This window comes from Streptomyces sp. NBC_01635, assembly GCF_045209715.1.
Lineage (GTDB): Bacteria > Actinomycetota > Actinomycetes > Streptomycetales > Streptomycetaceae > Streptomyces > Streptomyces hirsutus.
This window is the reverse complement of sequence record NZ_CP109277.1, coordinates 2,545,172-2,565,956: the sequence shown is the minus strand read 5'-3', so window position 1 is coordinate 2,565,956 and position 20,785 is coordinate 2,545,172. Positions and strand designations below refer to the sequence as shown.

Here is a 20,785-nt window from a genome sequence, read left to right as displayed (position 1 = left end):
CCTGGGTCAATATCACACGTCGAAGTAGAGCTCGAACTCGTGCGGGTGCGGGCGCAGGGCCAGCGGGGCGATCTCGGTGGTGCGCTTGAGGTCGATCCACGTCTCGATCAGGTCCGGCGTGAAGACGTCGCCCTGGAGGAGGAACTCGTGGTCGGCCTCGAGGCGGTCGAGGACGGCGCCGAGCGAGGTCGGGACCTGCGCCACGTTGGCGTGCTCCTCGGGGGCCAGCTCGTACAGGTCCTTGTCGATCGGCTCGGCCGGCTCGATCTTGTTCTTGACGCCGTCCAGGCCCGCGAGCAGCAGCGCCGAGAACGCCAGGTACGGGTTGCCGGAGGCGTCCGGGGCGCGGAACTCGACGCGCTTGGCCTTCGGGTTCGAGCCGGTGATCGGGATGCGCATCGCGGCGGAACGGTTGCGCTGCGAGTACACCAGGTTCACCGGGGCCTCGAAGCCCGGCACCAGACGGTGGTACGAGTTCACCGTCGGGTTGGTGAAGGCCAGCAGCGACGGGGCGTGCCGGAGGATGCCGCCGATGTAGTAGCGGGCCATGTCCGACAGGCCGGCGTAGCCCTGCTCGTCGTAGAACAGCGGGGAGCCGCCCGTCCACAGCGACTGGTGGACGTGCATGCCCGAGCCGTTGTCGCCGAAGATCGGCTTCGGCATGAAGGTCGCGGTCTTGTTGTTGCGCCAGGCGACGTTCTTCACGATGTACTTGAAGAGCTGCAGGTCGTCGGCGGCCGCGAGCAGGGTGTTGAACTTGTAGTTGATCTCGGCCTGGCCGGCCGTGCCCACCTCGTGGTGCTGGCGCTCGACCTTCAGGCCGGCCCGGTCCAGCTCCAGGGAGATCTCGGCGCGCAGGTCGGCGAAGTGGTCGACCGGCGGGACCGGGAAGTAGCCGCCCTTGTAGCGGACCTTGTAACCGCGGTTGTCCTCCAGCGCACCGGTGTTCCAGGCGCCCGCCTCGGAGTCGATGTGGTAGAAGGACTCGTTCGCCGAGGTGTTGAAGCGCACGCTGTCGAAGACGTAGAACTCGGCCTCGGGGCCGAAGAAGGCGGTGTCCGCGATGCCGGTGGAGGTGAGGTAGGCCTCGGCCTTCTTGGCGACGTTGCGCGGGTCGCGGGAGTACTGCTCGCCCGTGATCGGGTCGTGGATGAAGAAGTTGATGTTCAGCGTCTTGTCACGGCGGAACGGGTCGACCCTGGAGGTCGTGAGGTCCGCGCGCAGCGCCATGTCGGACTCGTGGATGGCCTGGAAGCCGCGGATCGAGGATCCGTCGAAGGCCAGCTCCTCATCGGGGTCGAACGCCTCAGCAGGCACCGTGAAGTGCTGCATCACGCCCGGGAGGTCGCAGAAGCGGACGTCGACGAACTTGACGTCCTCGTCCGCGATGAACTTCTTGGCCTCGTCGGCGTTCTGGAACATCCAGCTCCTCCTACTCCCGACCGTCCCGCCGGGGTGGTAGATCGTTCGTGCGGCCAGTGCGGGTGGCCCACGCTGCACTCGACCCTAGGCAGGGGTGATTTCTCGGGCGTGACCCATTTGTTTCGCACAAGTTAACCGGCGCATCTCTCACGGTAGCCCGGTCGCCTCCCGTAGTCGCCTCGTCGTTCTCCCCGGTTCCCCGCCGTTCCCTTCCCGGTCCACCCCGCCCTGCGCCCGTCGTGTACGGGCGCAGTACCGTGGTCGGGTGGACAACAGGCAGGCAATCGGATCGTGGCTCTCCGGGCCGCGCGCGGCCCTGGAAGAGGCCGGCGCCGAGTTCGGATACCGGGGCGAGCAGCTGGGGCTGCCGGAGGACGGACCGGGCTCCCTCGCCCGTCCGGGACGCAGGCTCGGCGCCCTGGCCGTCGACTGGGCGCTGTGCGTCCTGATCGCATACGGCCTCATCACCGACGGTTACGGGCAGAGCACCAGCAACTGGGCGCTCCTGCTGTTCTTCGTGCTGAGCGTCCTCACCGTCGGCACGGTCGGCTTCACTCCCGGAAAGCGCCTCTTCGGCCTGCGCGTCGTCGGCCTCGAGAGCGGCCGGGTCCAGCCGGTGCGCGCCCTGGTCCGCTCGGCGCTGCTCTGCCTGGCCGTCCCCGCCCTGGTCTGGGACCGCGACGGCCGCGGCCTGCACGACCGGCTCGCCCGCACGGTCGAGGTACGGATCTGACGTCGGCGGCGCCGCTACGACGAAGCCGCTACGACGAAGAGGGGGCGCCCGGAATGATTCCGGGCGCCCCCTCTTCGTGTGAGTGTCGTCTACGGGCCTCAGCGGGCTTTCGGGCCGCCCTTGGGGAGCTTCATGCCCTTGGGCATCGGGCCCTTCGGGAGCGGCATGTTGCTCATCAGGTCGCCCAGCGCGCGCAGCCGGTCGTTGGTCGCGGTGACCTGCGGTCCCGTGAGGACGCGGGGCAGCTTGAGCATGGTCGTGCGCAGCTTCTTCAGCTCGACCTGGCCCTCGCCCGTGCCCACGACCATGTCGTGCACCGGGACGTCCGCGACGATGCGGTTCATCCGCTTCTTCTCGGCGGCGAGCAGGCTCTTCACCCGGTTCGGGTTGCCCTCGGCGATCAGCACGATGCCGGCCTTGCCGACCGCGCGGTGCACCACGTCCTGGTTGCGGTTCATCGCCACGGCGGGGGTGGTGGTCCAGCCCCGGCCGACGTTGTCCAGTACGGCCGCGGCAGCGCCCGGCTGTCCCTCCATCTGCCCGAAGGCCGCTCGCTCGGCCCTGCGCCCGAACACGATCGCCGTCGCGAGGAAGGCGAGCAGGAAGCCCAGGATGCCGAGATAGATGGGGTGACCGATCAAGAAACCGATCGCGAGGAAGACACCGAAGGTGACGATTCCGACAGCCGCGAGTACAAGACCGATCTTTTTGTCGGCCCTGCGGGTCATCTTGTAGGTCAGGGCAATCTGCTTCAGTCGCCCGGGGTTCGCAGCGTCCGCTGCGGTTTCCTTCCTCGCCATGCCACGAAGTCTACGTGCCCCCGGGAGCGGGGACGACGGCAGTGTCCGCGAGGGGCCGAACGGGGGAGGAAAGGAGAGGGGAGGGCGACGGACGGGTGCCGCGCGGGGAGCGGGCGCGGGACCGCCGTCGAGCGAGGACCCGGCGGGGGCGGGTGGAGTCCGGGAGGCGAGGAAGGGGTCAGAGGATGGTGACGGTCGGGGACTGGTCGAGCACGCGCTGTGCCTCGACCCGGTCCTTGGCGCGGCGGCGGTCCTCCAGTACGGAGGTCCAGGCGTTGCGGCGGGCGGTGCGCTGGCCGCCACTCATCAGAAGTGACTCGACAGCGCGCAGGGCGGTGCCGAAGGACGGGATGGCGGTGGCGCGGACGGGCGCGGCCTGCATGGTGGAGGTCCCCCTCGAAGTGTCTTCGGGTGCGGGAGCACATGGCGTGATTCCAGGGTCACTGATTGGTGTTACCAGGGCATGACCTGCCGGTCAAACGGACATGAAGCCGAGATTCGGGCCCCGCGAAAGCCGACGCGGCCCCGGCGTGCGCCCTCATCTGCGAGGACGGCCGGGACCGCGTCTTCTCGGCCATTACTGGCCAGTAGGATCTTGTGCGCGAGTTCACACGCATGCCTCGTCCGGTGCCGGAGCGGGCGGGGCGTCGCGTCAGACGGCCTGCGCCGCGACGTACGTACCGCGCTTCTCCACCGCCATCTGGTACAGGCGGCCGGCGCGGTACGAGGAACGGACCAGCGGGCCCGACATCACGCCGGAGAAGCCGATCTGCTCGGCCTCCTCCTTCAGCTCCACGAACTCGTGCGGCTTCACCCAGCGGTCGACGGGGTGGTGGCGCACCGACGGGCGCAGGTACTGCGTGATGGTGACGAGCTCGCAGCCGGCGTCGTGCAGCTGCCGGAGAGCCTCGCTCACCTCCTCGCGGGTCTCGCCCATGCCGAGGATCAGGTTCGACTTGGTGACCAGGCCGTAGTCCCGGGCGGCGGTGATGACCTTCAGGGAGCGGTCGTAGCGGAAGCCGGGGCGGATCCGCTTGAAGATGCGGGGCACGGTCTCCACGTTGTGCGCGAACACCTCGGGGCGAGAGGAGAAGACCTCCGCCAGCTGCTCCGGGACCGCGTTGAAGTCGGGGGCCAGCAGCTCGACCTTGGTGCGGCCGGTCTCGCGCGCGGCGGTCTGCGCGTGGATCTGGCGCACGGTCTCGGCGTACAGCCAGGCGCCGCCGTCCTCCAGGTCGTCGCGGGCGACGCCGGTGATGGTGGCGTAGTTCAGGTCCATGGTGACCACGGACTCGCCCACGCGGCGCGGCTCGTCCCGGTCGAGGGCCTCGGGCTTGCCCGTGTCGATCTGGCAGAAGTCGCAGCGCCGGGTGCACTGGTCGCCGCCGATGAGGAAGGTCGCCTCGCGGTCCTCCCAGCACTCGTAGATGTTCGGGCAGCCGGCTTCCTGGCAGACCGTGTGCAGGCCCTCGCTCTTCACGAGGTTCTGCATCTTCGTGTACTCGGGCCCCATTTTCGCCCGTGTCTTGATCCACTCGGGCTTGCGCTCGATGGGGGTCTGGCTGTTGCGGACCTCCAGGCGCAGCATCTTGCGTCCGTCGGGTGCGACTGCGGACACATCGGCTCCCTAGCTTCGATTCTTCGGCGTACACCAGGGTACGCCCGTGTTTGTTGGGCCTGCCGCTCAGGCCAACCTCCGAGACGCGGGGCTCATTCCCGGATGCGAGGCCGAGGCCTCTCGTCCGGAGCGGACCGGCGCCGGGCCGGATCAGGCGCTCGCGCGGACGATCTCCCGGGGCTTCGGGTCGGCGTGCTCCAGGATGTCGCGCAGGTGGCGCTCGACGACCGGGAGCACCTCGTCGATCGTGATGTCGCGGCCCAGTTCGGCCGCGAGGGAGGTGACGCCCGCGTCGCGGATGCCGCACGGGATGATCCGGTCGAACCACTTGTTGTCCGGCTGCACGTTGTACGAGAAGCCGTGCATGGTGACCCCCTTGGCCACCCGGATCCCGATGGCGGCGAGCTTGCGGTCCTCGCGGCGCTGGCCGGCGTTGGAGGGCGCGTACTCGGGGCCGTTCAGCCGCGGGTCGAACTCCTCGTCGGTCAGACGGGGGTCGAAGTCCAGGGAGAGTCCGCCGAGCGCCGGGCGCTGTTCGACCGGGTCGCCCAGCACCCACACCCCGCTGCGGCCCTCGATGCGGGTGGCCGTCACGCCGAACTCCGCGGAGGCGCGGATCAGGGCCTCCTCCAGGCGCCGCACGTGCGCCACCACGTCCACCGGGCGGGGCAGCTTCTGGATCGGGTAGCCCACCAGCTGGCCGGGGCCGTGCCAGGTGATCTTGCCGCCGCGGTCCACGTCGATGACCGGGGTGCCGTCGAGGGGGCGCTCGCTGTCCTGGGTGCGCCGGCCGGCCGTGTAGACCGGGGGGTGCTCCAGCAGGATCACGGTGTCGGGCACCTCGTCGGCGAACCGCGCCGCGTGCACCCGGCGCTGTTCGTCCCAGGCCACCCGGTAGTCGACGGCCTCGGTTCCGAAACCCATTCGGACGAACCGCAGCTCACTCACGGCAAGCGCCTCCCCGGACAGTAGTAAGGCAGTAGGGCAGTAAGGCAGTAGGGCGAACAAGCGGCCAGGCGGGGACACGGAAACGCGGTAAGGCGCGAAACGTGCCCAAGCCACTGTACGACCGTATGGCCGGTCGCTGTTCCGGCGCCCGGGTGGGCCACCGGCCCGGCGGCTCTCCCGGTGCCCGCGGGGGGCGCCGGTTCCGCGCCGGTCCCGGTCCCCGGTCGCCGTCCCTCGTCAGCCACGACATTAATCCTCACACGATCGGATGAATGCGGGTCGAAGATTGCTACCAGGTGTTTACTCTCCGCTACATTCGCGCCGTTCAGCAGGCCATAAGAGCTGCTCATGGGCTGCTCATGGGCAATTCGGCACCACCACGTCCGCCGGAAGGCAGGAGACCGCACCGCAGATGTCGGAACGACCCGCGCAGCGCACCCCCAACCGCCAGCTCGCCGCGCTCATCGCAGAAGCGGGGTTCTCCAACGCGGGACTCGCCCGTCGCGTGGACCAGCTCGGTCTGGAACACGGGCTCGACCTGAGATACGACAAGACCTCCGTCACCCGCTGGCTGCGTGGGCAGCAGCCCAGGGGGACCACACCCGCCCTCATCGCCGAGGTCTTCACCCGGCGCCTCGGCCGCAGGCTCACCGCCCAGGACCTCGGCCTGGACGCCTGTGCCCCCGTCTACGCGGGCCTGGAGTTCGCCGCCACCCCCGACGAGGCCGTCGACATCGTCGGCGGGCTGTGGCGCAAGGACTCCGGCAGCCATGCCGAGCTGCGCAAGATCGCCTTCACCTCGGCGGGGCTCGTCGTGCCCAGCCGGGACTGGCTCATCGGCCGTGCCGACGAGAAGGTGGCCCGCCCCGAGCCGCCGGTCCGCGTCCCCGCCCAGATCCGCTCCGAGGGCGGGCCGGCCGGGCGGCCGCCCGGGTTCGCCGCCCGCCGCCGGCACGCCGCCGAACGCGGTCCCGGCCAGCGGGTCACCGGCGGCGACATCGCCGCCCTGCGCTCCGTCGGCGAGCTGTTCCGCACCCTCGACGACGCGTACGGCGGCGGCCACGCCCGCCAGGCCCTGGTGCGCTACCTGGAGCACGAGTGCGAGCCGATGCTGCGCGGCAGCTACGGCGAGCAGACCGGCCGCCGTCTGTTCGCCGCCGTCGCCGACCTGACCCGGCTGGCCGGCTGGACGTCGTACGACATCGGCGCGCACGGGCTCGCCCAGCGCTACTTCGTCCAGGCGCTCCGCCTCTCCCAGGCGGCCGCGGACCGCACCTACGGCGCGTACGTCCTGGTCACCATGAGCCGGCAGGCCGTCTACCTCGGCCACGGCCGGGAGGCCGTGCAGCTGGCGCGGGTGGCCCAGCAGGGAGCGGGCGGCTCCACCCCGCCCCTGGTGCAGGCCCTGCTGCACGCCGTGGAGGCGCGCGGGCACGGAGTGCTCGGTGAGGTCCGCGCCTGCACCGCGGCGCTGGTGCGCGCCGAACGCGCCCTGGAGAGCGCCCGACCCGGCGACGAGGTCCCGCACTGGGTGCGCTTCTTCGACGAGGCCCAGCTCGCCGACGAGTTCGGCCACTGCCACCGCGACCTCCAGCAGTTCCGGGCCGCCGCCCAGCACGCGGAGCGCTCGCTGCAACTGCGCGCCCCCGGTTACGCCCGCAGCCGCCTGTTCTGCCGGGTCGTCCTCGCCACCGCCCGCCTCGGTCTCGGCGAACTCGACCAGGCCTGCCTCCTCGCCGCCGAGGCGGCGGGCCAGGCCGCCGAGATGCGCTCGGTACGGGCCGTGGAGTACGTCCGCGACTTCGAACGCCGCCTGGAGCCCTACCGCGACGCGGCCCCGGTCCGCGTCTACCGGGACAGGATCGCGGCGTACGGCTGAGCGACGACGCCGAGCGACGATGCCGAGCGACGACGCCGAGCGACGACGCCGAGGGGCGCGGGTCGAGGGATCACGGGTCGAGGGGGGGCACGGGTCGAGGGGGGCACGGGCCCGGAGAAGCGCCGTGCCCCGGTGGAGGGCGGGGGCTTCGGCAAGGAGGCGGTGGGCGGCGCGGGGCGCCGCCCACCGGGAGGGTCAGGCCGCCCGGGCCGTGGGGAGGGGGTCGGCCGTGTGCATCGGGCGGGCCGCACCCAGGTCCGCCAGGATCGCGGCCGAGGCACGGCGGCCCGAGTGCAGGGCGCCCTGCACGGTACTGGTGTCGCGGTGGTCGCCGCACACGTACAGACCCGCCAGCAGCCGTACCGGGCGGCGCAGATCGTGCGGTGGAGGCATCGCCGGCACGGCGTCGGCGGTGTGGTGGACCGCCAGTGTCTCCCAGCGCGCCGTCGACGCGCCGTACAGCCTGGACAGATGCATGCGTACGTCCGTGTCCACCTGCGCCCCGGGCGGGCCCAGGACCGTGGACGACACCAGCGCGCGGCCCGCCGGGGCCCGGGACGGGTCGACCCGGCTGACCACCGCCGTGTGCGCCACCGGGCCGCCCCGGTCGGCGTCCAGGAGCAGCGAGGCACCGGTCCGAGGGGGCTCGTCCGTCGCGTGGTGCACCACCGTCACCGGATGGAAGTCCGGCACCCGCAGGCCCGGCAGCAACTGCGCGGCGGCGCGCGCGTCCGTCGCGATCAGCACCGCGCGGCAGCGGAACTCGCCGTGCTCGGCGGTGGTCACCGACGTCGTCGAGACGGAGGTGGCCCGGACGCCGGTGCGTACCGTGCCCGGTGGCAGCCCCCGCGCCAGCAGTTCCGGCAGCGCCTCCGCGCCGCCCTCCGGCAGACACAGCCGCCCGGCCGCGAAGGCGCGCAGCGCGAGATCCGCGCACCGGCTCGACGTGGTGAGGTCCGGGTCGCACAACAGCGCGGCGAGCAGCGGACGGAGGAAGCCGTCGACGGTACGGGCCGGCAGGCCCCGGGCCACCAGCGCCTCCGCGGCGGTCGTCTCCGGCCGGGCCAGCAGCCGTTCCACCGGTGTGCCCGCGAGCCGGGTGAACGCGGCACCCAGCCGGGCCTGGTCGACGGCGGTGCCCAGCGGGGCACCGGTCCGGCTGCGGGGCGTGGACACCTGCCGCCCGGGGACGGCCACCGGCCTCCTGGGCGCAGGCCCCGGCCGGGGGGCGCTCGCGAGGGCGCGCACTGCATGGAGTGCGCTCCTTGCGCCCCTCGCGCCGGTGGGCACGCCCGCGCGGTGGTGCCGTCCGTCGCTGTGCAGCAGGACCCCGGGCGCGAACGGGCGCAGGGCGAGCCCGTCCAAGCCCGCGGCGGGCCGCAGTTCGGGATACGCCGTGGACAGCAACTGCCCGATTCTGTCGAGCCGGAAGCCGTCGATCTTCTCCGTGGCCATCCGGCCGCCCACCGCGTGGGCGGCCTCCAGGACCACGGTGGTGACTCCTGCGCCGGTCAGCCGTCGCGCCGCGGAGAGTCCGGCGATCCCGGACCCCACGACGACGACGTCCGCCTGGTACGTGGGCTCAAGCACGTGCCCCTCCTCGAGGTTGCGCGGACGCTGGAGACGTCATTCCCCCAACAGGCCCCAGGAATACGCGAGTTCTGCTCGAGGTTAGGTCCGCGAAGACGTCCGGGGAGTCGCGCATCGGCAGGGGCACGGGCGCACGGCGGTCGCATACGCCCGCCGGACGGCACACCGCGGCCACCGAGGGCGCACCGCGCCGCAGTCGTCCCGCGCCCCGGGCGTCCCGCGTCCTCGGCCCCGCCGCCCCCGGCCCGGGGTGTCCTCCGCCCCGCCCGCCCCCTCACAGCGCCGCGCGGATCGTCCCCTCGATGTCCGGGAACGCGAACCGGAACCCCGACTCCAGCAGCCGTGCCGGCAGCACCCGGGCGCTGCCCAGCACGTCCTGGGCCATCTCGCCGAGCACCGTCCGCAGCACCGGCGCCGGCACCGCGAACACCGCCGGCCGGCGCAGCACCCGCGCCATCGCCTCGGTGATCTCCCGGTTGGTCGCCGGGTGCGGCGCGGTCAGGTTGAACGGCCCGGACAGCCCGTCGGTGTCGAGCAGATGACGCAGGGCGGCCACCTCGTCGTGCAGGGCGACGTACGACCAGTACTGCCGCCCGTCGCCCAGCCGTCCGCCCAGCCCGGCCCGGAACAGCGGGAAGAGCCTGCCCCACGCCCCGCCCCCGCGGGCCACCACGAGCCCGGTCCGGGCGAACGCCGTCCGCACGCCCGCCTCCCGGGCCGGTGCCGCGGCGGCCTCCCACTCGACGCACAGCTCCGGCAGGAAGCCCGAACCCGCCGGCGCGCTCTCGTCGACGGTCCGGTCGCCGGTCTCGCCGTAGTAGCCGATCGCGCTGCCGTTCACGAACACCCGCGGCCGTACGTCCCGCTCCATCCCGGCGAACGCCTCGGCGAGCGCGGCCGTGCCCCGCACCCGGCCGTCGCGGATCCGCGCCTTGTACTCGGGTGTCCAGCGGTGGTCGCCCACTCCGGCACCGGCGAGATTGACCACGGCGTCGCACCCGGCGAGCCCGGCCGCGTCCACGGACCCCCGCTCCGGGTCCCACCGCACCTCGTTCTCCGTACGGGGCGTCCTGCGCACCAGGCGCACCACCCGGTGCCCGTCGGCGGTGAGGGACCGTACGAGTGCGCCGCCGATGAGGCCGGACGCGCCGGCCACCGCGATTCGGGAAGGTTCCATGGTTCCCATCCTGCCGTTGCGGTCCGGACAACACGGCGGACACACGACGGACCCGGTCGTAAAGTGCCCCCCATGCCCAACCTGTCGATCCGCGCCGCACACTCCTCCGACGAGCGGGAACTGGTCCTGCTGGACCGCGACACCTGGTCGTACCTGCATGCCGTCGGCCCACCGCCGCAGCCGCCGTACGAGCCGTTCTTCCGCGGGCGGTTCGGGCCCTCCGCCCACCTCGTGGCCGAGCACGAGGGACGCGTCGTCGGCTATGTCCGGCTCGGCTGCCCCACCGAACTCGCCTCCCACACACACGTGCAGCAGATCCTCGGACTCGCCGTGTCCGAGGAGGTCCGCGGCAGGGGCATCGGCAGGGCCCTGGTGCGGGCAGCCGTCCAGGAGGCCCGGGACCGGGGCGCCCGCCGCATCACCCTGCGCGTCCTCGGCAACAACACCACCGCCCGCGTGCTGTACGAGTCCGAGGGCTTCGTCGTCGAGGGCGTCCAGCCGGAGGAGTTCTTCCTCGGCGGCCGGTACGTCGACGACGTGCTGATGGGCCGTTCCCTCCTCTGACGGCGGTCCGCGCCGGCCCACGCGCCCCGCGTCACCGCCTACGACGTCACCGGTTCCCCCGTGTCCACCGGCGCCGTCGCGTCCGCCGCGCGCTCCGCCTCGCCGGCGACCTCGGCCGAGGTCAGGACGTAGCCGGTCTCCGCGTCCGAGGTGGACCGGGCGAACACCACGCCGAACACCCGGCCGTCGGTGGTCAGCAGCGGTCCGCCGGAGTTGCCGGGGCGCACGGTGGAGCGGATGGAGTAGATCTCGCGCGTGACGCCCTGGTCCCCGTAGATGTTCCGGCCCCTCGCCTGCACCCGGTTCGCGACCGTCGCCGCCTGGAGATTCAGGTCGCCGTCCTGCGGGTAGCCCGCGACGACCGCCGAGTCGCCGCGGTCGGCGTCGTCGACGAACCGGAGGACGGGCGCCCGCAGTCCGGGCACGTACAGCACGGCCACGTCCTTCTGCGGGTCGAACAGCACCACCCGGGCCTCGTACGCCCGCCCGACGCCGCCGACCCGCACGGTCGGTTCGTCGATGCCGGCCACCACATGGGCGTTGGTCATCACGTGCTCCGTCGCGTACACGAAGCCGCTGCCCTCGCGGCCCTGGAGGCCCGTGACGCCCTCGACCTTCACCGTGCTCCGCTGGGCGGCCCGGGTGGCGGCGGCGGTGACGCTGTCGCCGGAGGGTTCGGCGACCTCGGCCGTCGACTCGTTCTCGAACGGGTTGAAGACCTGCGGGAAACCCGCCTCGGTCAGCGCCGAGGTGGCCCGCGAGAACCAGGCCGGAGTGCTGTCCGGCATCACCTCGTGGACGGCGCCGAGCAGTCGCGAGTCCCGGATCGCGGAGGTGATCAGCGGGGAGGAGGAGGCGCCGAGGACGGACGCGATCACCCAGGCCACGATCAGCACGGCCACCGAGTTGGCCGCCGCCCCGCCGATCCCGTCCGCCACCCGCAGCGGGCCCCGGTCCAGCTCCCGCCGCAGCCGCAGCGCCAGCCGGCCCGCCATCTCATGGCCCACGGCCGCCGGCAGCAGCACCGTGGCCAGGGCCGTCACCGTGGCCCCGGTCGTCCCCGGGGTCACCAGGTCCATCACCCAGGGCAGGATCCACACGCCGACGAGGGCGCCGCCCACGAAACCGGCCAGCGACAGGCAGCCGGCCAGCAGACCGCGCCGGTAGCCGGAGGCCGCGTAGGCCAGGACGACCAGCAACAGCAGGATGTCGAGCAGGTCCACGCACGCCGCCTTTCTCTCGGGCCCTCTCATACGTGGGGGAGAGGCCCGGTGATCAGCCACGCGCGGGTGACCACCGGGAAGCAGCCGCACGCGCGTGTACCCGGAAGAACGCCGGAGAACCGGACGATGGTTCCGCCGTGGACCGGACGACGGGTCCACCGGTTGGCACGGTCGCGTCGCGGGCCCACTCGATCCGACCCACAGTGAGAGGCATGCGTGTCCTCGGAAGACCAAGGGGAGGGCGGCGGCGTCACGCTTCCCGGATATCCCGCGGGACCGGTCGTACGGGCCTGCCCAGAACCGTCAAAGTACTGCTCGGCTGCCTGCCCGGCGTCGCCGCGGCGGTCGCCCTGGTGCTGTGCGCGTACGGCGTCGAACGGGCCGCGGAGCCCTCGGCCGCCGCCCCCGCCCGCAGGACGGACGTCTACACGGCGCCCAGGCCGCCCATCGTGTCGAGAGCGGCCTGGGCGCGCGGCGCCGACCGGAAACAGCCGCCCCCGCGCTACGACGACAAGGTCATCGCCGTCTTCGTCCACCACACCGACTCGCCCAACGACTACGACTGCGCCGAGGCCCCCGCCCACATACGCGGCCTCTACGAGGGCCAGACCACCGCCCGGGACTGGGACGACCTCGGCTACAACTTCGTCGTCGACCGCTGCGGCACCATCTACGAAGGCCGCGCGGGCGGCATCGACCGCCCCGTCACCGGCGCCCACACCCAGGGCTTCAACCACCGCAGCACGGGCATCGCCGCGCTCGGCACCTTCACCGCCGGAGTGCCCGTGCCGCCCGCGATGGAGCACGCGATCGCGGAGCTGGCCGCCTGGAAACTCGGACTGTCCGGCACCGACCCGCGATCCGACGTCCGGCTGGTCTCCAGCAACGGCGGCAGCCGGTACGCGGCCGGCACCACCGCGATGCTGCCCGCCCTCGCGGGCCACAGCGACGGCTTCATGACCAGTTGTCCGGGCGCCGCCCTGCAAGCCCGTCTGCCGAAGATCCGGGAGAGGGCGGCAAAGCTGCAGGGCCGCCGGCCGGACGCCGGAGGCCGGCAGGAGAAGCAGCGGGAGGCGCAGGAAAAGGCGCAGGAAAAGGAGCAGGAGGAGAACAGCCGGATCGCGGGGGTCTCGAGGTGAGCGGACCCGTGGGGCTCAGGGCCGGAACCGGTCCCAGAGCCGGGGATAGCGTTCGGCCAGCAGGGAGTCGTTCTCGAAGTCGACGGGCGTGCCCTCGGGCTCGGCCGGGCCCGCGGGGAGGTTCAGATCGGGCGCCACGGTACCGGTGAGCTGCTCGTACGCCTCGTCCGCCGCGTAGCCGAGCTCCTCGCCGTCGCCGTCGATCTCCTCGTCGAAGTCCTCCAGCAGATCGGCCAGCGCGTCCGGGTCGTGCAGCGCGCCCTCGTAGACCTCGCGGCCCTGGCCGATCAGCCAGCACCTGAAGAAGTCGAAGGCGTCGTCGCTCGCCCCGTCGAGGAGTACCCAGGCGGCACCCCACAGATCCCAGCGGTAGGCACGGTGGTAGCGGGACTCGAAGTGCCGGGCGAAGTCGAGGACGGCTTCCGGGTCCAGCCGCGCGAGCCGCTCCACGAGCAGGTCGGCCTGCTCCTCCGGGTCGCCCTCGGCGTCCTCGCGGGCGGCGTCGACCAGCTCCCAGAACTCCGTCTCGTCCATCACGCGTCAAGCATCGGCCCTGGATCCCCGGGACGCACCCCGGAATACGCGGATCGCTTCCGCCCGTACAGCAGGGCCAGCCGTACCGCCTGGGCGGCGAACCGCTCCCGCAGCGAGGCGGGCGCGAGCACCTCCACCTCGGGGCCCAGCGCCGTCAGCTGGGTGCGGGCGACCTCCTCGGACTCCACCGGCAGGGTCACCGTCACCCACCCGTCGTCGTCCGCTCCGGTCCCGGCCGCCTCGGCCAGTGCCTCCCGCGCGGCCGCCGCGTCCACGGCGTGCGGCAGCGCGCGCACCCCCTCGGGCGACAGCCGTACCACCACCTCCGCCCGCAGGATCGAGCGCGCGAACTGCTCCGCACGCTCCGTCCAGAACGCGGGCAGGTCGAACTCCGGGTCGCGCTCGAAGCGTGCCGGACCCGCCCCCGCACCCGTTCCCCCACCCGCCCCGGTCGCCGCCTCCACCGCCGTGAACCGGTCGATCCGGTACACCCGGTAGGCCTCCGGGCCCGACGCCCCCTGCTCCGACGCCCCCTGCCCCGGCACCCGCGCGCACAGGTACCAGACGCCCGCCTTGAGCACGAGCCCGTACGGCTCCAGCTTCCGCTCGACCTCGGTGTCCCCGCGCCGGTAGCGCGCGACGACGGGACGGTCGTCCCACACCGCGTCCGCCACCGCGGGCAGCAGCTCGGGCGCCGGTGTCTCGCGGAACCAGCCCGGGGCGTCCAGGTGGAACCGCTGCGCCGCCGCCCTCGGCGCGTCCCGCAGGGACGGCAGCAGCGCCGCCGACACCTTCAGCCGGGCCGCGGAGGCCGCGTCCTCCAGCCCCATCTCGCGCAGCGCGCCCGGCACTCCGGACAGGAACAGCGCCTCCGCCTCGCCCCGGGCCAGCCCCGTCAGCCTCGTCCGGTACCCGCCGACCAGGCGGTATCCGCCGGCCCGCCCCCGGTCCGCGTACACCGGCACCCCGGCCTCGGACAGCGCCTGCGCGTCCCGGGTGACGGTCCGCTCCGACACCTCCAGCTCACGCGCCAGTTCGGCGGCGGTCATGGAGGGCCGGGACTGGAGCAGCAGCACCATCTTGATCAGCCGGGCAGCGCGCATGCGACCCATGATGCAGCAGGAGGCCCCCGCCGCAGCGGGGGCCTCCTGCCGTCACGGTCCGTGGGACCGGGGCCCTGTCACAGGCCGTACTTCGTCACAGGCCGTACTTCTCGCGCGCTTCCTTCACGGCCGTCGCCTGCACCTCGCCGCGCCGGGCGAGCTGTGCCAGCGCCGCGACGACGATGGACTCGGCGTCGACACCGAAGTGGCGGCGGGCCGCCTCACGGGTCTCCGACAGGCCGAAGCCGTCGGCGCCCAGCGAGGAGTAGTCCTGCTCGACCCACTGCGCGATCTGGTCGGGGACCTGGCGCATGTAGTCGGACACCGCCAGCACCGGGCCCTCGGCACCCTGGAGCGCCTGCCGGACGTACGGCACCCGCTCCTCGCCGCGCAGCAGCGCCGCGTCGGCCTCCAGCGCGTCCCGGCGCAGCTCGGTCCACGACGTCGCCGACCACACGTCGGCCGCCACGCCCCACTCCTCGGCGAGCAGCCGCTGCGCCTTCAGCGCCCAGTGGATCGCCGTACCGGAGCCGAGCAGCTGGATCCGCGCGGCGTTGGCCGCGGGGGTGAGCCCGGCCGACTCCGCCGTGTTGAAGCGGTACAGGCCCTTGAGGATGCCCTCGTCGATCCCGGCCGCCGACGGTTTGGCCGGCTGCTGGACCGGCTCGTTGTAGACCGTCAGGTAGTAGAAGACGTCCTGGTCCTCGCCCGGGGCCGCCTCGCCGTACATCCGGCGCAGACCGTCCTTGACGATGGTGGCGATCTCGTACGCGAACGCCGGGTCGTAGCTCAGCGCGGCCGGGTTGGTCGCCGCGATGACGGGGGAGTGGCCGTCGGCGTGCTGCAGGCCCTCACCGGTGAGCGTGGTGCGGCCGGCGGTGGCGCCGACGAGGAAACCGCGGCCGAGCTGGTCGCCGAGCTGCCACATCTGGTCGGCCGTGCGCTGCCAGCCGAACATCGAGTAGAAGATGTAGAACGGGATCATCGGCTCGCCGTGCGTCGAGTACGACGTGGAGGCGGCGATGAAGTCGGCCATGGAACCGGCCTCGGTGATCCCCTCGTTGAGGATCTGGCCGTTCTTGGCCTCCTTGTAGTACATCAGCTGGTCGCGGTCGACCGGCTCGTACGTCTGGCCCTTGGGCGAGTAGATGCCGAGCGAGGGGAAGAGCGACTCCATGCCGAAGGTGCGCGCCTCGTCGGGGACGATCGGCACCCAGCGTTTGCCGGTCTCCTTGTCGCGGACCAGGTCCTTGACCAGGCGGACGAACGCCATGGTGGTGGCCACGTTCTGCGAGCCGGAGCCCTTGTCGAAGGCGGTGAACGCCTTCTCGGCCGGAGCCGGCAGCGGTGCGACCGGGTGGACGCGGCGGGCCGGGGCCGGACCGCCGAGGGCGGCGCGCCGCTCCTGGAGGTAGCGGACCTCGGGGGAGTCGGCGCCCGGGTGGCCGTAGGGGACCTGGCCGTCGACGAAGTCGCTGTCCTTGATCGGCAGTTCGAGGCGGTCGCGCATCGCCTTGAACTCGTCCGCCGACAGCTTCTTCATCTGGTGGTTGGCGTTCTTCGACGCGAAGCCGTCGCCGAGCGTGTGGCCCTTGACCGTCTGGGCCAGGATCACGGTCGGCGCGCCCGTGTGGGAGAGCGCGGCGCGGTAGGCGGCGTAGACCTTGCGGGCCTCGTGGCCGCCGCGCGAGAGCTGGAAGCACTCGATGATCTTGTCGTCGCTCAGCAGCTTCGCCATCTCGACGAGCGCCGGGTCCTTGCCGAAGAAGTCCTCGCGGATGTAGGCGGCGTCGCGGGTCTGGTACGTCTGGACCTGCGCGTCGGGTACCTCGCGCAGGCGGCGGACCAGCGCGCCGGTGGTGTCCAGCTGGAACAGCTCGTCCCAGGCGGTGCCCCACAGGGTCTTGACCACGTTCCAGCCGGCGCCGCGGAACTGGGCCTCCAGCTCCTGCACGATCTTGAAGTTGGCGCGGACCGGACCGTCGAGCCGCTGCAGGTTGCAGTTGACGACGAAGGTCAGGTTGTCCAGGCCCTCGCGGGAGGCGAGGGTGAGCGCGGTGGTGGACTCCGGCTCGTCCATCTCGCCGTCGCCGAGGAACGCCCACACGTGGGAGTTCGACAGGTCCTTGATGCCGCGGCTGGTCAGATAGCGGTTGAACCGCGCCTGGTAGATCGCGGAGATCGGGCCCAGGCCCATCGACACCGTGGGGAACTCCCACAGCCAGGGCAGGCGCCGCGGGTGCGGGTAGGACGGCAGTCCGTCGCCGCCGGCCTCGCGGCGGAAGTTGTCGAGGTGCGCCTCGGTCAGCCTGCCGTCGAGGAAGGCGCGGGCGTAGATACCGGGGGAGGCGTGGCCCTGGATGTAGAGCTGGTCTCCGGAGCCGTCACCCTCCTTGCCGCGGAAGAAGTGGTTGAAGCCGGTCTCGTAGAGCCAGGCCGCGGAGGCGAAGGTGGCGATGTGGCCGCCGACGCCGTACTTGCTGCCGCGGCTGACCATCGCCGCCGCGTTCCAGCGGTTCCACGCGGTGATGCGGGACTCCATCGCCTCGTCGCCGTCCACGGCGGGCTCGGCGGCGGTGGGGATGGTGTTGACGTAGTCGGTCTCGAGGAGCTGCGGCAGTGCGATGCCGGCGCCCTCGGCGCGCTCCAGCGTACGGCGCATCAGGTACGCGGCCCGGTGCGGGCCGGCTGCCTTGGCGACGGCATCGAGCGAGGCCTGCCATTCGGCGGTCTCCTCGGGGTCGCGGTCCGGGAGCTGGTCCAGCTCGCTCGGCTGGATGGCCTTGGGGTCGGTCATGTCGCCGCCTTCCTCAGTCGAAGGGGGTTCCCTCATCGGTAAGGGTTCGGGGGTGCCCTTGGTCTTTGGCAGGACAGGGCTGGGGCTCTGGTGGAGACCCCGCAGGCGACCATAACCTGCTGATCGATGATCGATCAAAGGGTTCAGGTGAAAATCTCTTGATTTCAAGAAAGTCGGCACGCGGTGCCCGGGGAGGTGGCACCGAGTGACGTGAAAAGGGGGATGTTTTCGCAGGTGAGCGTGGGTCTCCGCAGGGATGGCGACACGGGTTCCGGTGCGTGTCCCGGCACGCGTCCGGGCATCCCCGTACCTGTCCGAGCGCCTGCCGTCCGACGTCCGCGCCGGGCTCGCGCGCCTCCCGCGCCGGGCTCGCGCTCTTCTCGTGCAGGGCTCACGCCCGGGGCGCGCACCCCAGTACGTGGGCCTTCACGATCTCCGCGATCCGCGGGTCGCGGCGGCGGAACGCGGTCACCAGATCCTGGTGCTCCTCCGCGTAGGACTGCTGGACCGTGCCCAGCCAGCGGATGGACAAAGCGGTGAAGACCTCGATGCCCAGGCCCTCCCAGGTGTGCAGCAGCACCGAATTGCCGGCCGCGCGGACCAGTTCGCGGTGGAAGGCGACCGTGTGCCGCACCTGGCCCGTGCCGTCGGCGACGCGGTCGGCCTCGTACAGCGCGGCGACATGCGGCTCCAGCGCCGAGCAGTCCTCCGCCAGCCGGTCCGCCGCCAGTTCCGCGGCGATCGCCTCGAGACCGGCCCGCACCGGGTAGCTCTCCTCCAGGTCGGTGGCCGAGAGGTTGCGCACCCGCACGCCCTTGTTGGGCGCCGACTCGATCAGCCGCAGCGACTCCAGTTCGCGCAGCGCCTCCCGCACCGGCGTCTGGCTGACCTCCAGCTCCGTTGCGATCCGCCGCTCCACGATCCGCTCGCCCGGCTGCCAGCGCCCGCTGATGATCCCTTCCAGGATGTGCTCGCGGATCTGCTCGCGCAGCGAGTGGACGACGGGCGCGGTCATGAGGGCTCCTTGAACAGGACTCGTGAATCCGAGGCAGCCGCCCGAAGGGCCCCGTCGAGAGGCGGCGGACGGACGACGGACAGAGGACCCTTGAGGGCGTTTGACCCTTAGACAATACGGCGGTGACGCCGTCCGGAAGGGGCGCACAGGGTGCTTTGGATCAGGTGAGACGAGGCTTACACGGCGCATACGGCACGTCCCGCGGCGTATGCGCCGAGTCCCGGACGAGCTGTACGTCCGGGACCGCGCAGCCCGTACGCCGGACCCCGTACGCCGGACCCCGCGCACCGCGCACCGCGCACCGCGCACACGACGGTGCCCCCGCCCGGAGACTTCCGGACGGGGGCACCGGTGACCGAGGTCGGCGACCCGGTCTCAGCGGCCGTGGATCACAGGCCGAGCTCGACCTCGAACTCGCCCGCCTCCAGGATCGCCTTGACCGAGTTCAGGTAACGGGCCGCGTCGGCGCCGTCCACCAGACGGTGGTCGTAGGACAGCGTCAGGTACGTCATGTCGCGGACGCCGATGACCGTGCCCTCCTCCGTCTCGATGACGGCCGGACGCTTGACCGTGGCACCGATGCCGAGGATCGCGACCTGGCCCGGAGGCACGATGATCGTGTCGAACAGCGCACCGCGCGAACCGGTGTTGCTGATGGTGAAGGTCCCGCCGGACAGCTCGTCCGGGGTGATCTTGCTCGCCCGGACCTTGCCCGCCAGCTCGGCCGTGGCCTTGGAGATACCGGCGATGTTGAGGTCACCGGCGTTCTTGATGACCGGGGTCATCAGGCCCTTCTCGGAGTCCACCGCGATACCGATGTGCTCGGTGTCGAAGTAGGTGATGGTCCCCTCGGCCTCGTTGATCCGGGCGTTGACGGCCGGGTGGGCCTTCAGCGCCTGGGCGGCGGCCTTGACGAAGAACGGCATCGGGGAGAGCTTGACGCCCTCACGGGCCGCGAACGCGTCCTTGGCCCGCGTCCGCAGCTTCATCAGCCGCGTGACGTCGACCTCGACGACCGAGGACAGCTGCGCCTGCTCGCGCAGCGCCTTGACCATGTTGTCGCCGATGACCTTGCGGATCCGCGGCATCTTCACGGTCTGGCCGCGCAGCGGCGAGGCCTCGAGGACCGGGGCCCGCTTGGCGGCGGGCGCCGCCTGCGGCGCGGGAGCAGCAGCCGGGGCGGCCTTCGCGGCCTCGGCCGCGGCGACCACGTCCTGCTTGCGGATACGGCCGCCGACGCCGGTGCCCTTGACGGTGGACAGGTCGACGCCGTGCTCGGCGGCGAGCTTGCGCACCAGCGGGGTCACATAGGCGCCCTCGTCGGTCGGCTGGGCGGCGGCCGGAACAGCGGCGGCCGGAGCCGGGGCGGGAGCGGCCGGCTGCGGGGCGGGAGCCGGGGCCGGAGCAGGCGCCGGAGCGGCCTGCTGCGGAGCCGGAGCCGGAGCCGGGGTGGGCTCGGGCTGCGCCGGAGCGGGCTCCGGAGCAGCGACCGGAGCCGGGGCGGCCTGCGGGGCGGGAGCCGGGGCCGGCTCGGCAGCCGCCGGAGCGGCACCCGGAGCGCCGATGACGGCGAGCTTGGCGCCCACCTCGGCGGTCTCGTCCTCGCCGACCGTGATCTCCAGCAGCACACCCGAGGTGGGCGCCGGGATCTCGGTGTCGACCTTGTCGGTGGAGACCTCGAGCAGCGGCTCGTCGGCCTCGACGCTGTCACCGACCGACTTCAGCCAGCGGGTGACGGTGCCCTCGGTGACGGACTCACCGAGCGCGGGCAGGACCACGTCCGTGCCCTCGGCGGCACCCCCGGAGGGGGCCTCCGCCGCGGGTGCCGGGGCGGGCTGCTCGGCGGCGGGCTGGGCGGCCGGGGCGGGCTGCTCGGCGGCCGGGGCCGGCTCGGGAGCCGGTGCGGCGGGCTGCTCGGCGGCCGGGGCCGGGGCCTCGGCGGGGGCACCGCTGCCGTCGTCGATCAGGGCCAGCTCGGCACCGACCTCGACGGTCTCGTCCTCGGCGACCTTGATGGAGGACAGCACGCCGGCGGCCGGAGCGGGGATCTCGGTGTCGACCTTGTCGGTGGAGACCTCGAGCAGCGGCTCGTCGGCCTCGACGCGCTCGCCCTCGGCCTTCAGCCAGCGGGTGACAGTGCCCTCGGTGACGCTCTCGCCGAGCGCCGGAAGGGTTACGGAAACCGCCATGGTTTCGGTTGCTCCTTAGAAGTGCGGAAGTCTGTGTCGTCGCGCCCGTGACCG

Annotated in this window: 17 protein-coding genes; 4 read left to right on the top strand and 13 right to left on the bottom strand. The window is 72.4% G+C overall.

What is annotated here, in order from left to right; genetic code table 11:
• Positions 1–12: 12 nt before the first annotated feature.
• Positions 13–1,422 (bottom strand): type I glutamate--ammonia ligase, encoded by a 1,410-nt coding sequence (gene glnA / locus OHB56_RS12105; protein WP_406353149.1) that lies wholly within the window; start codon positions 1,420–1,422, stop codon positions 13–15.
• 265 nt (positions 1,423–1,687) lie between these two features.
• Here glnA and OHB56_RS12100 point away from each other — a divergent pair, with 265 nt between their 5' ends.
• The gene (locus OHB56_RS12100; RefSeq protein ID WP_326752272.1) at positions 1,688–2,155 is read left to right on the top strand and encodes an RDD family protein; all 468 of its coding nucleotides are present in this window, start codon (positions 1,688–1,690) and stop codon (positions 2,153–2,155) included.
• 98 nt (positions 2,156–2,253) lie between these two features.
• Here OHB56_RS12100 and OHB56_RS12095 read toward each other — a convergent pair whose 3' ends face one another.
• The 4 genes from OHB56_RS12095 to lipB form a co-directional block, all read right to left on the bottom strand.
• Positions 2,254–2,955: a DUF4191 domain-containing protein gene (locus tag OHB56_RS12095; protein ID WP_055629093.1), complete on the bottom strand. Its 702-nt coding sequence runs from the start codon at positions 2,953–2,955 to the stop codon at positions 2,254–2,256.
• Between the two features lie 178 nt (positions 2,956–3,133).
• A complete protein-coding gene (locus OHB56_RS12090; RefSeq protein ID WP_055595259.1) occupies positions 3,134–3,337 on the bottom strand; it encodes a hypothetical protein in 204 nt (67 codons plus the stop codon).
• A gap of 270 nt (positions 3,338–3,607) precedes the next feature.
• The gene (gene lipA / locus OHB56_RS12085) at positions 3,608–4,573 is read right to left on the bottom strand and encodes a lipoyl synthase (RefSeq protein ID WP_406353146.1); all 966 of its coding nucleotides are present in this window, start codon (positions 4,571–4,573) and stop codon (positions 3,608–3,610) included.
• A gap of 150 nt (positions 4,574–4,723) precedes the next feature.
• Positions 4,724–5,521: a lipoyl(octanoyl) transferase LipB gene (lipB, locus tag OHB56_RS12080; protein WP_326752269.1), complete on the bottom strand. Its 798-nt coding sequence runs from the start codon at positions 5,519–5,521 to the stop codon at positions 4,724–4,726.
• A gap of 412 nt (positions 5,522–5,933) precedes the next feature.
• Between lipB and OHB56_RS12075 the strand changes: the two genes are divergently transcribed.
• A complete protein-coding gene (locus OHB56_RS12075) occupies positions 5,934–7,400 on the top strand; it encodes a regulator (protein WP_326752268.1) in 1,467 nt (488 codons plus the stop codon).
• 195 nt (positions 7,401–7,595) lie between these two features.
• Here the strand turns inward: OHB56_RS12075 and OHB56_RS12070 are convergent, their stop codons facing one another.
• Positions 7,596–8,990: an NAD(P)/FAD-dependent oxidoreductase gene (locus OHB56_RS12070; RefSeq protein ID WP_406353144.1), complete on the bottom strand. Its 1,395-nt coding sequence runs from the start codon at positions 8,988–8,990 to the stop codon at positions 7,596–7,598.
• Between the two features lie 274 nt (positions 8,991–9,264).
• Positions 9,265–10,167: a TIGR01777 family oxidoreductase gene (locus OHB56_RS12065; protein WP_406353142.1), complete on the bottom strand. Its 903-nt coding sequence runs from the start codon at positions 10,165–10,167 to the stop codon at positions 9,265–9,267.
• Positions 10,168–10,239: 72 nt separating this feature from the next.
• On the opposite strand from OHB56_RS12065, the gene OHB56_RS12060 reads away from it, so the two are divergent.
• On the top strand, positions 10,240–10,731 hold the full coding sequence (locus OHB56_RS12060; protein WP_406353141.1) for a GNAT family N-acetyltransferase: 492 nt from the start codon (positions 10,240–10,242) through the stop codon (positions 10,729–10,731).
• A gap of 38 nt (positions 10,732–10,769) precedes the next feature.
• Here the strand turns inward: OHB56_RS12060 and OHB56_RS12055 are convergent, their stop codons facing one another.
• The gene (locus tag OHB56_RS12055; RefSeq protein WP_406353139.1) at positions 10,770–11,954 is read right to left on the bottom strand and encodes a MarP family serine protease; all 1,185 of its coding nucleotides are present in this window, start codon (positions 11,952–11,954) and stop codon (positions 10,770–10,772) included.
• A 212-nt stretch (positions 11,955–12,166) separates the two neighbouring features.
• Between OHB56_RS12055 and OHB56_RS12050 the strand changes: the two genes are divergently transcribed.
• Positions 12,167–13,093: a peptidoglycan recognition protein gene (locus OHB56_RS12050; RefSeq protein WP_406353137.1), complete on the top strand. Its 927-nt coding sequence runs from the start codon at positions 12,167–12,169 to the stop codon at positions 13,091–13,093.
• A gap of 15 nt (positions 13,094–13,108) precedes the next feature.
• Here OHB56_RS12050 and OHB56_RS12045 read toward each other — a convergent pair whose 3' ends face one another.
• From OHB56_RS12045 to sucB, 5 genes are all read right to left on the bottom strand, one after another.
• A complete protein-coding gene (locus OHB56_RS12045) occupies positions 13,109–13,627 on the bottom strand; it encodes a DUF4240 domain-containing protein (protein WP_055596927.1) in 519 nt (172 codons plus the stop codon).
• Positions 13,627–14,730 (bottom strand): helix-turn-helix transcriptional regulator, encoded by a 1,104-nt coding sequence (locus OHB56_RS12040; protein ID WP_406353135.1) that lies wholly within the window; start codon positions 14,728–14,730, stop codon positions 13,627–13,629. Before OHB56_RS12040 ends, OHB56_RS12045 begins: the two co-directional genes overlap by 1 nt.
• Positions 14,731–14,824: 94 nt before the next feature.
• On the bottom strand, positions 14,825–17,527 hold the full coding sequence (aceE, locus tag OHB56_RS12035) for a pyruvate dehydrogenase (acetyl-transferring), homodimeric type (protein ID WP_326752261.1): 2,703 nt from the start codon (positions 17,525–17,527) through the stop codon (positions 14,825–14,827).
• 391 nt (positions 17,528–17,918) lie between these two features.
• Positions 17,919–18,542, bottom strand: a complete 624-nt coding sequence (locus OHB56_RS12030) for a GntR family transcriptional regulator (RefSeq protein WP_055593013.1) — start codon at positions 18,540–18,542, stop codon at positions 17,919–17,921.
• Positions 18,543–18,931: 389 nt separating this feature from the next.
• On the bottom strand, positions 18,932–20,731 hold the full coding sequence (gene sucB / locus OHB56_RS12025) for a 2-oxoglutarate dehydrogenase, E2 component, dihydrolipoamide succinyltransferase (protein WP_406353132.1): 1,800 nt from the start codon (positions 20,729–20,731) through the stop codon (positions 18,932–18,934).
• Positions 20,732–20,785: the final 54 nt, after the last annotated feature.

Bases quoted from the DNA above. Each gene is read 5' to 3' on its own strand.
- OHB56_RS12060 (WP_406353141.1), top strand. From the start codon at position 10,240: ATGCCCAACCTGTCGATCCGCGCCGCACACTCCTCCGACGAGCGGGAA.
- OHB56_RS12065 (WP_406353142.1), bottom strand. From the start codon at position 10,167: ATGGAACCTTCCCGAATCGCGGTGGCCGGCGCGTCCGGCCTCATCGGC.
- aceE (WP_326752261.1), bottom strand. From the start codon at position 17,527: ATGACCGACCCCAAGGCCATCCAGCCGAGCGAGCTGGACCAGCTCCCG.
- OHB56_RS12050 (WP_406353137.1), top strand. From the start codon at position 12,167: ATGCGTGTCCTCGGAAGACCAAGGGGAGGGCGGCGGCGTCACGCTTCC.
- OHB56_RS12090 (WP_055595259.1), bottom strand. From the start codon at position 3,337: ATGCAGGCCGCGCCCGTCCGCGCCACCGCCATCCCGTCCTTCGGCACC.
- sucB (WP_406353132.1), bottom strand. From the start codon at position 20,731: ATGGCGGTTTCCGTAACCCTTCCGGCGCTCGGCGAGAGCGTCACCGAG.
- OHB56_RS12095 (WP_055629093.1), bottom strand. From the start codon at position 2,955: ATGGCGAGGAAGGAAACCGCAGCGGACGCTGCGAACCCCGGGCGACTG.
- OHB56_RS12045 (WP_055596927.1), bottom strand. From the start codon at position 13,627: ATGGACGAGACGGAGTTCTGGGAGCTGGTCGACGCCGCCCGCGAGGAC.
- OHB56_RS12030 (WP_055593013.1), bottom strand. From the start codon at position 18,542: ATGACCGCGCCCGTCGTCCACTCGCTGCGCGAGCAGATCCGCGAGCAC.
- glnA (WP_406353149.1), bottom strand. From the start codon at position 1,422: ATGTTCCAGAACGCCGACGAGGCCAAGAAGTTCATCGCGGACGAGGAC.
- OHB56_RS12040 (WP_406353135.1), bottom strand. From the start codon at position 14,730: ATGCGCGCTGCCCGGCTGATCAAGATGGTGCTGCTGCTCCAGTCCCGG.
- OHB56_RS12075 (WP_326752268.1), top strand. From the start codon at position 5,934: ATGTCGGAACGACCCGCGCAGCGCACCCCCAACCGCCAGCTCGCCGCG.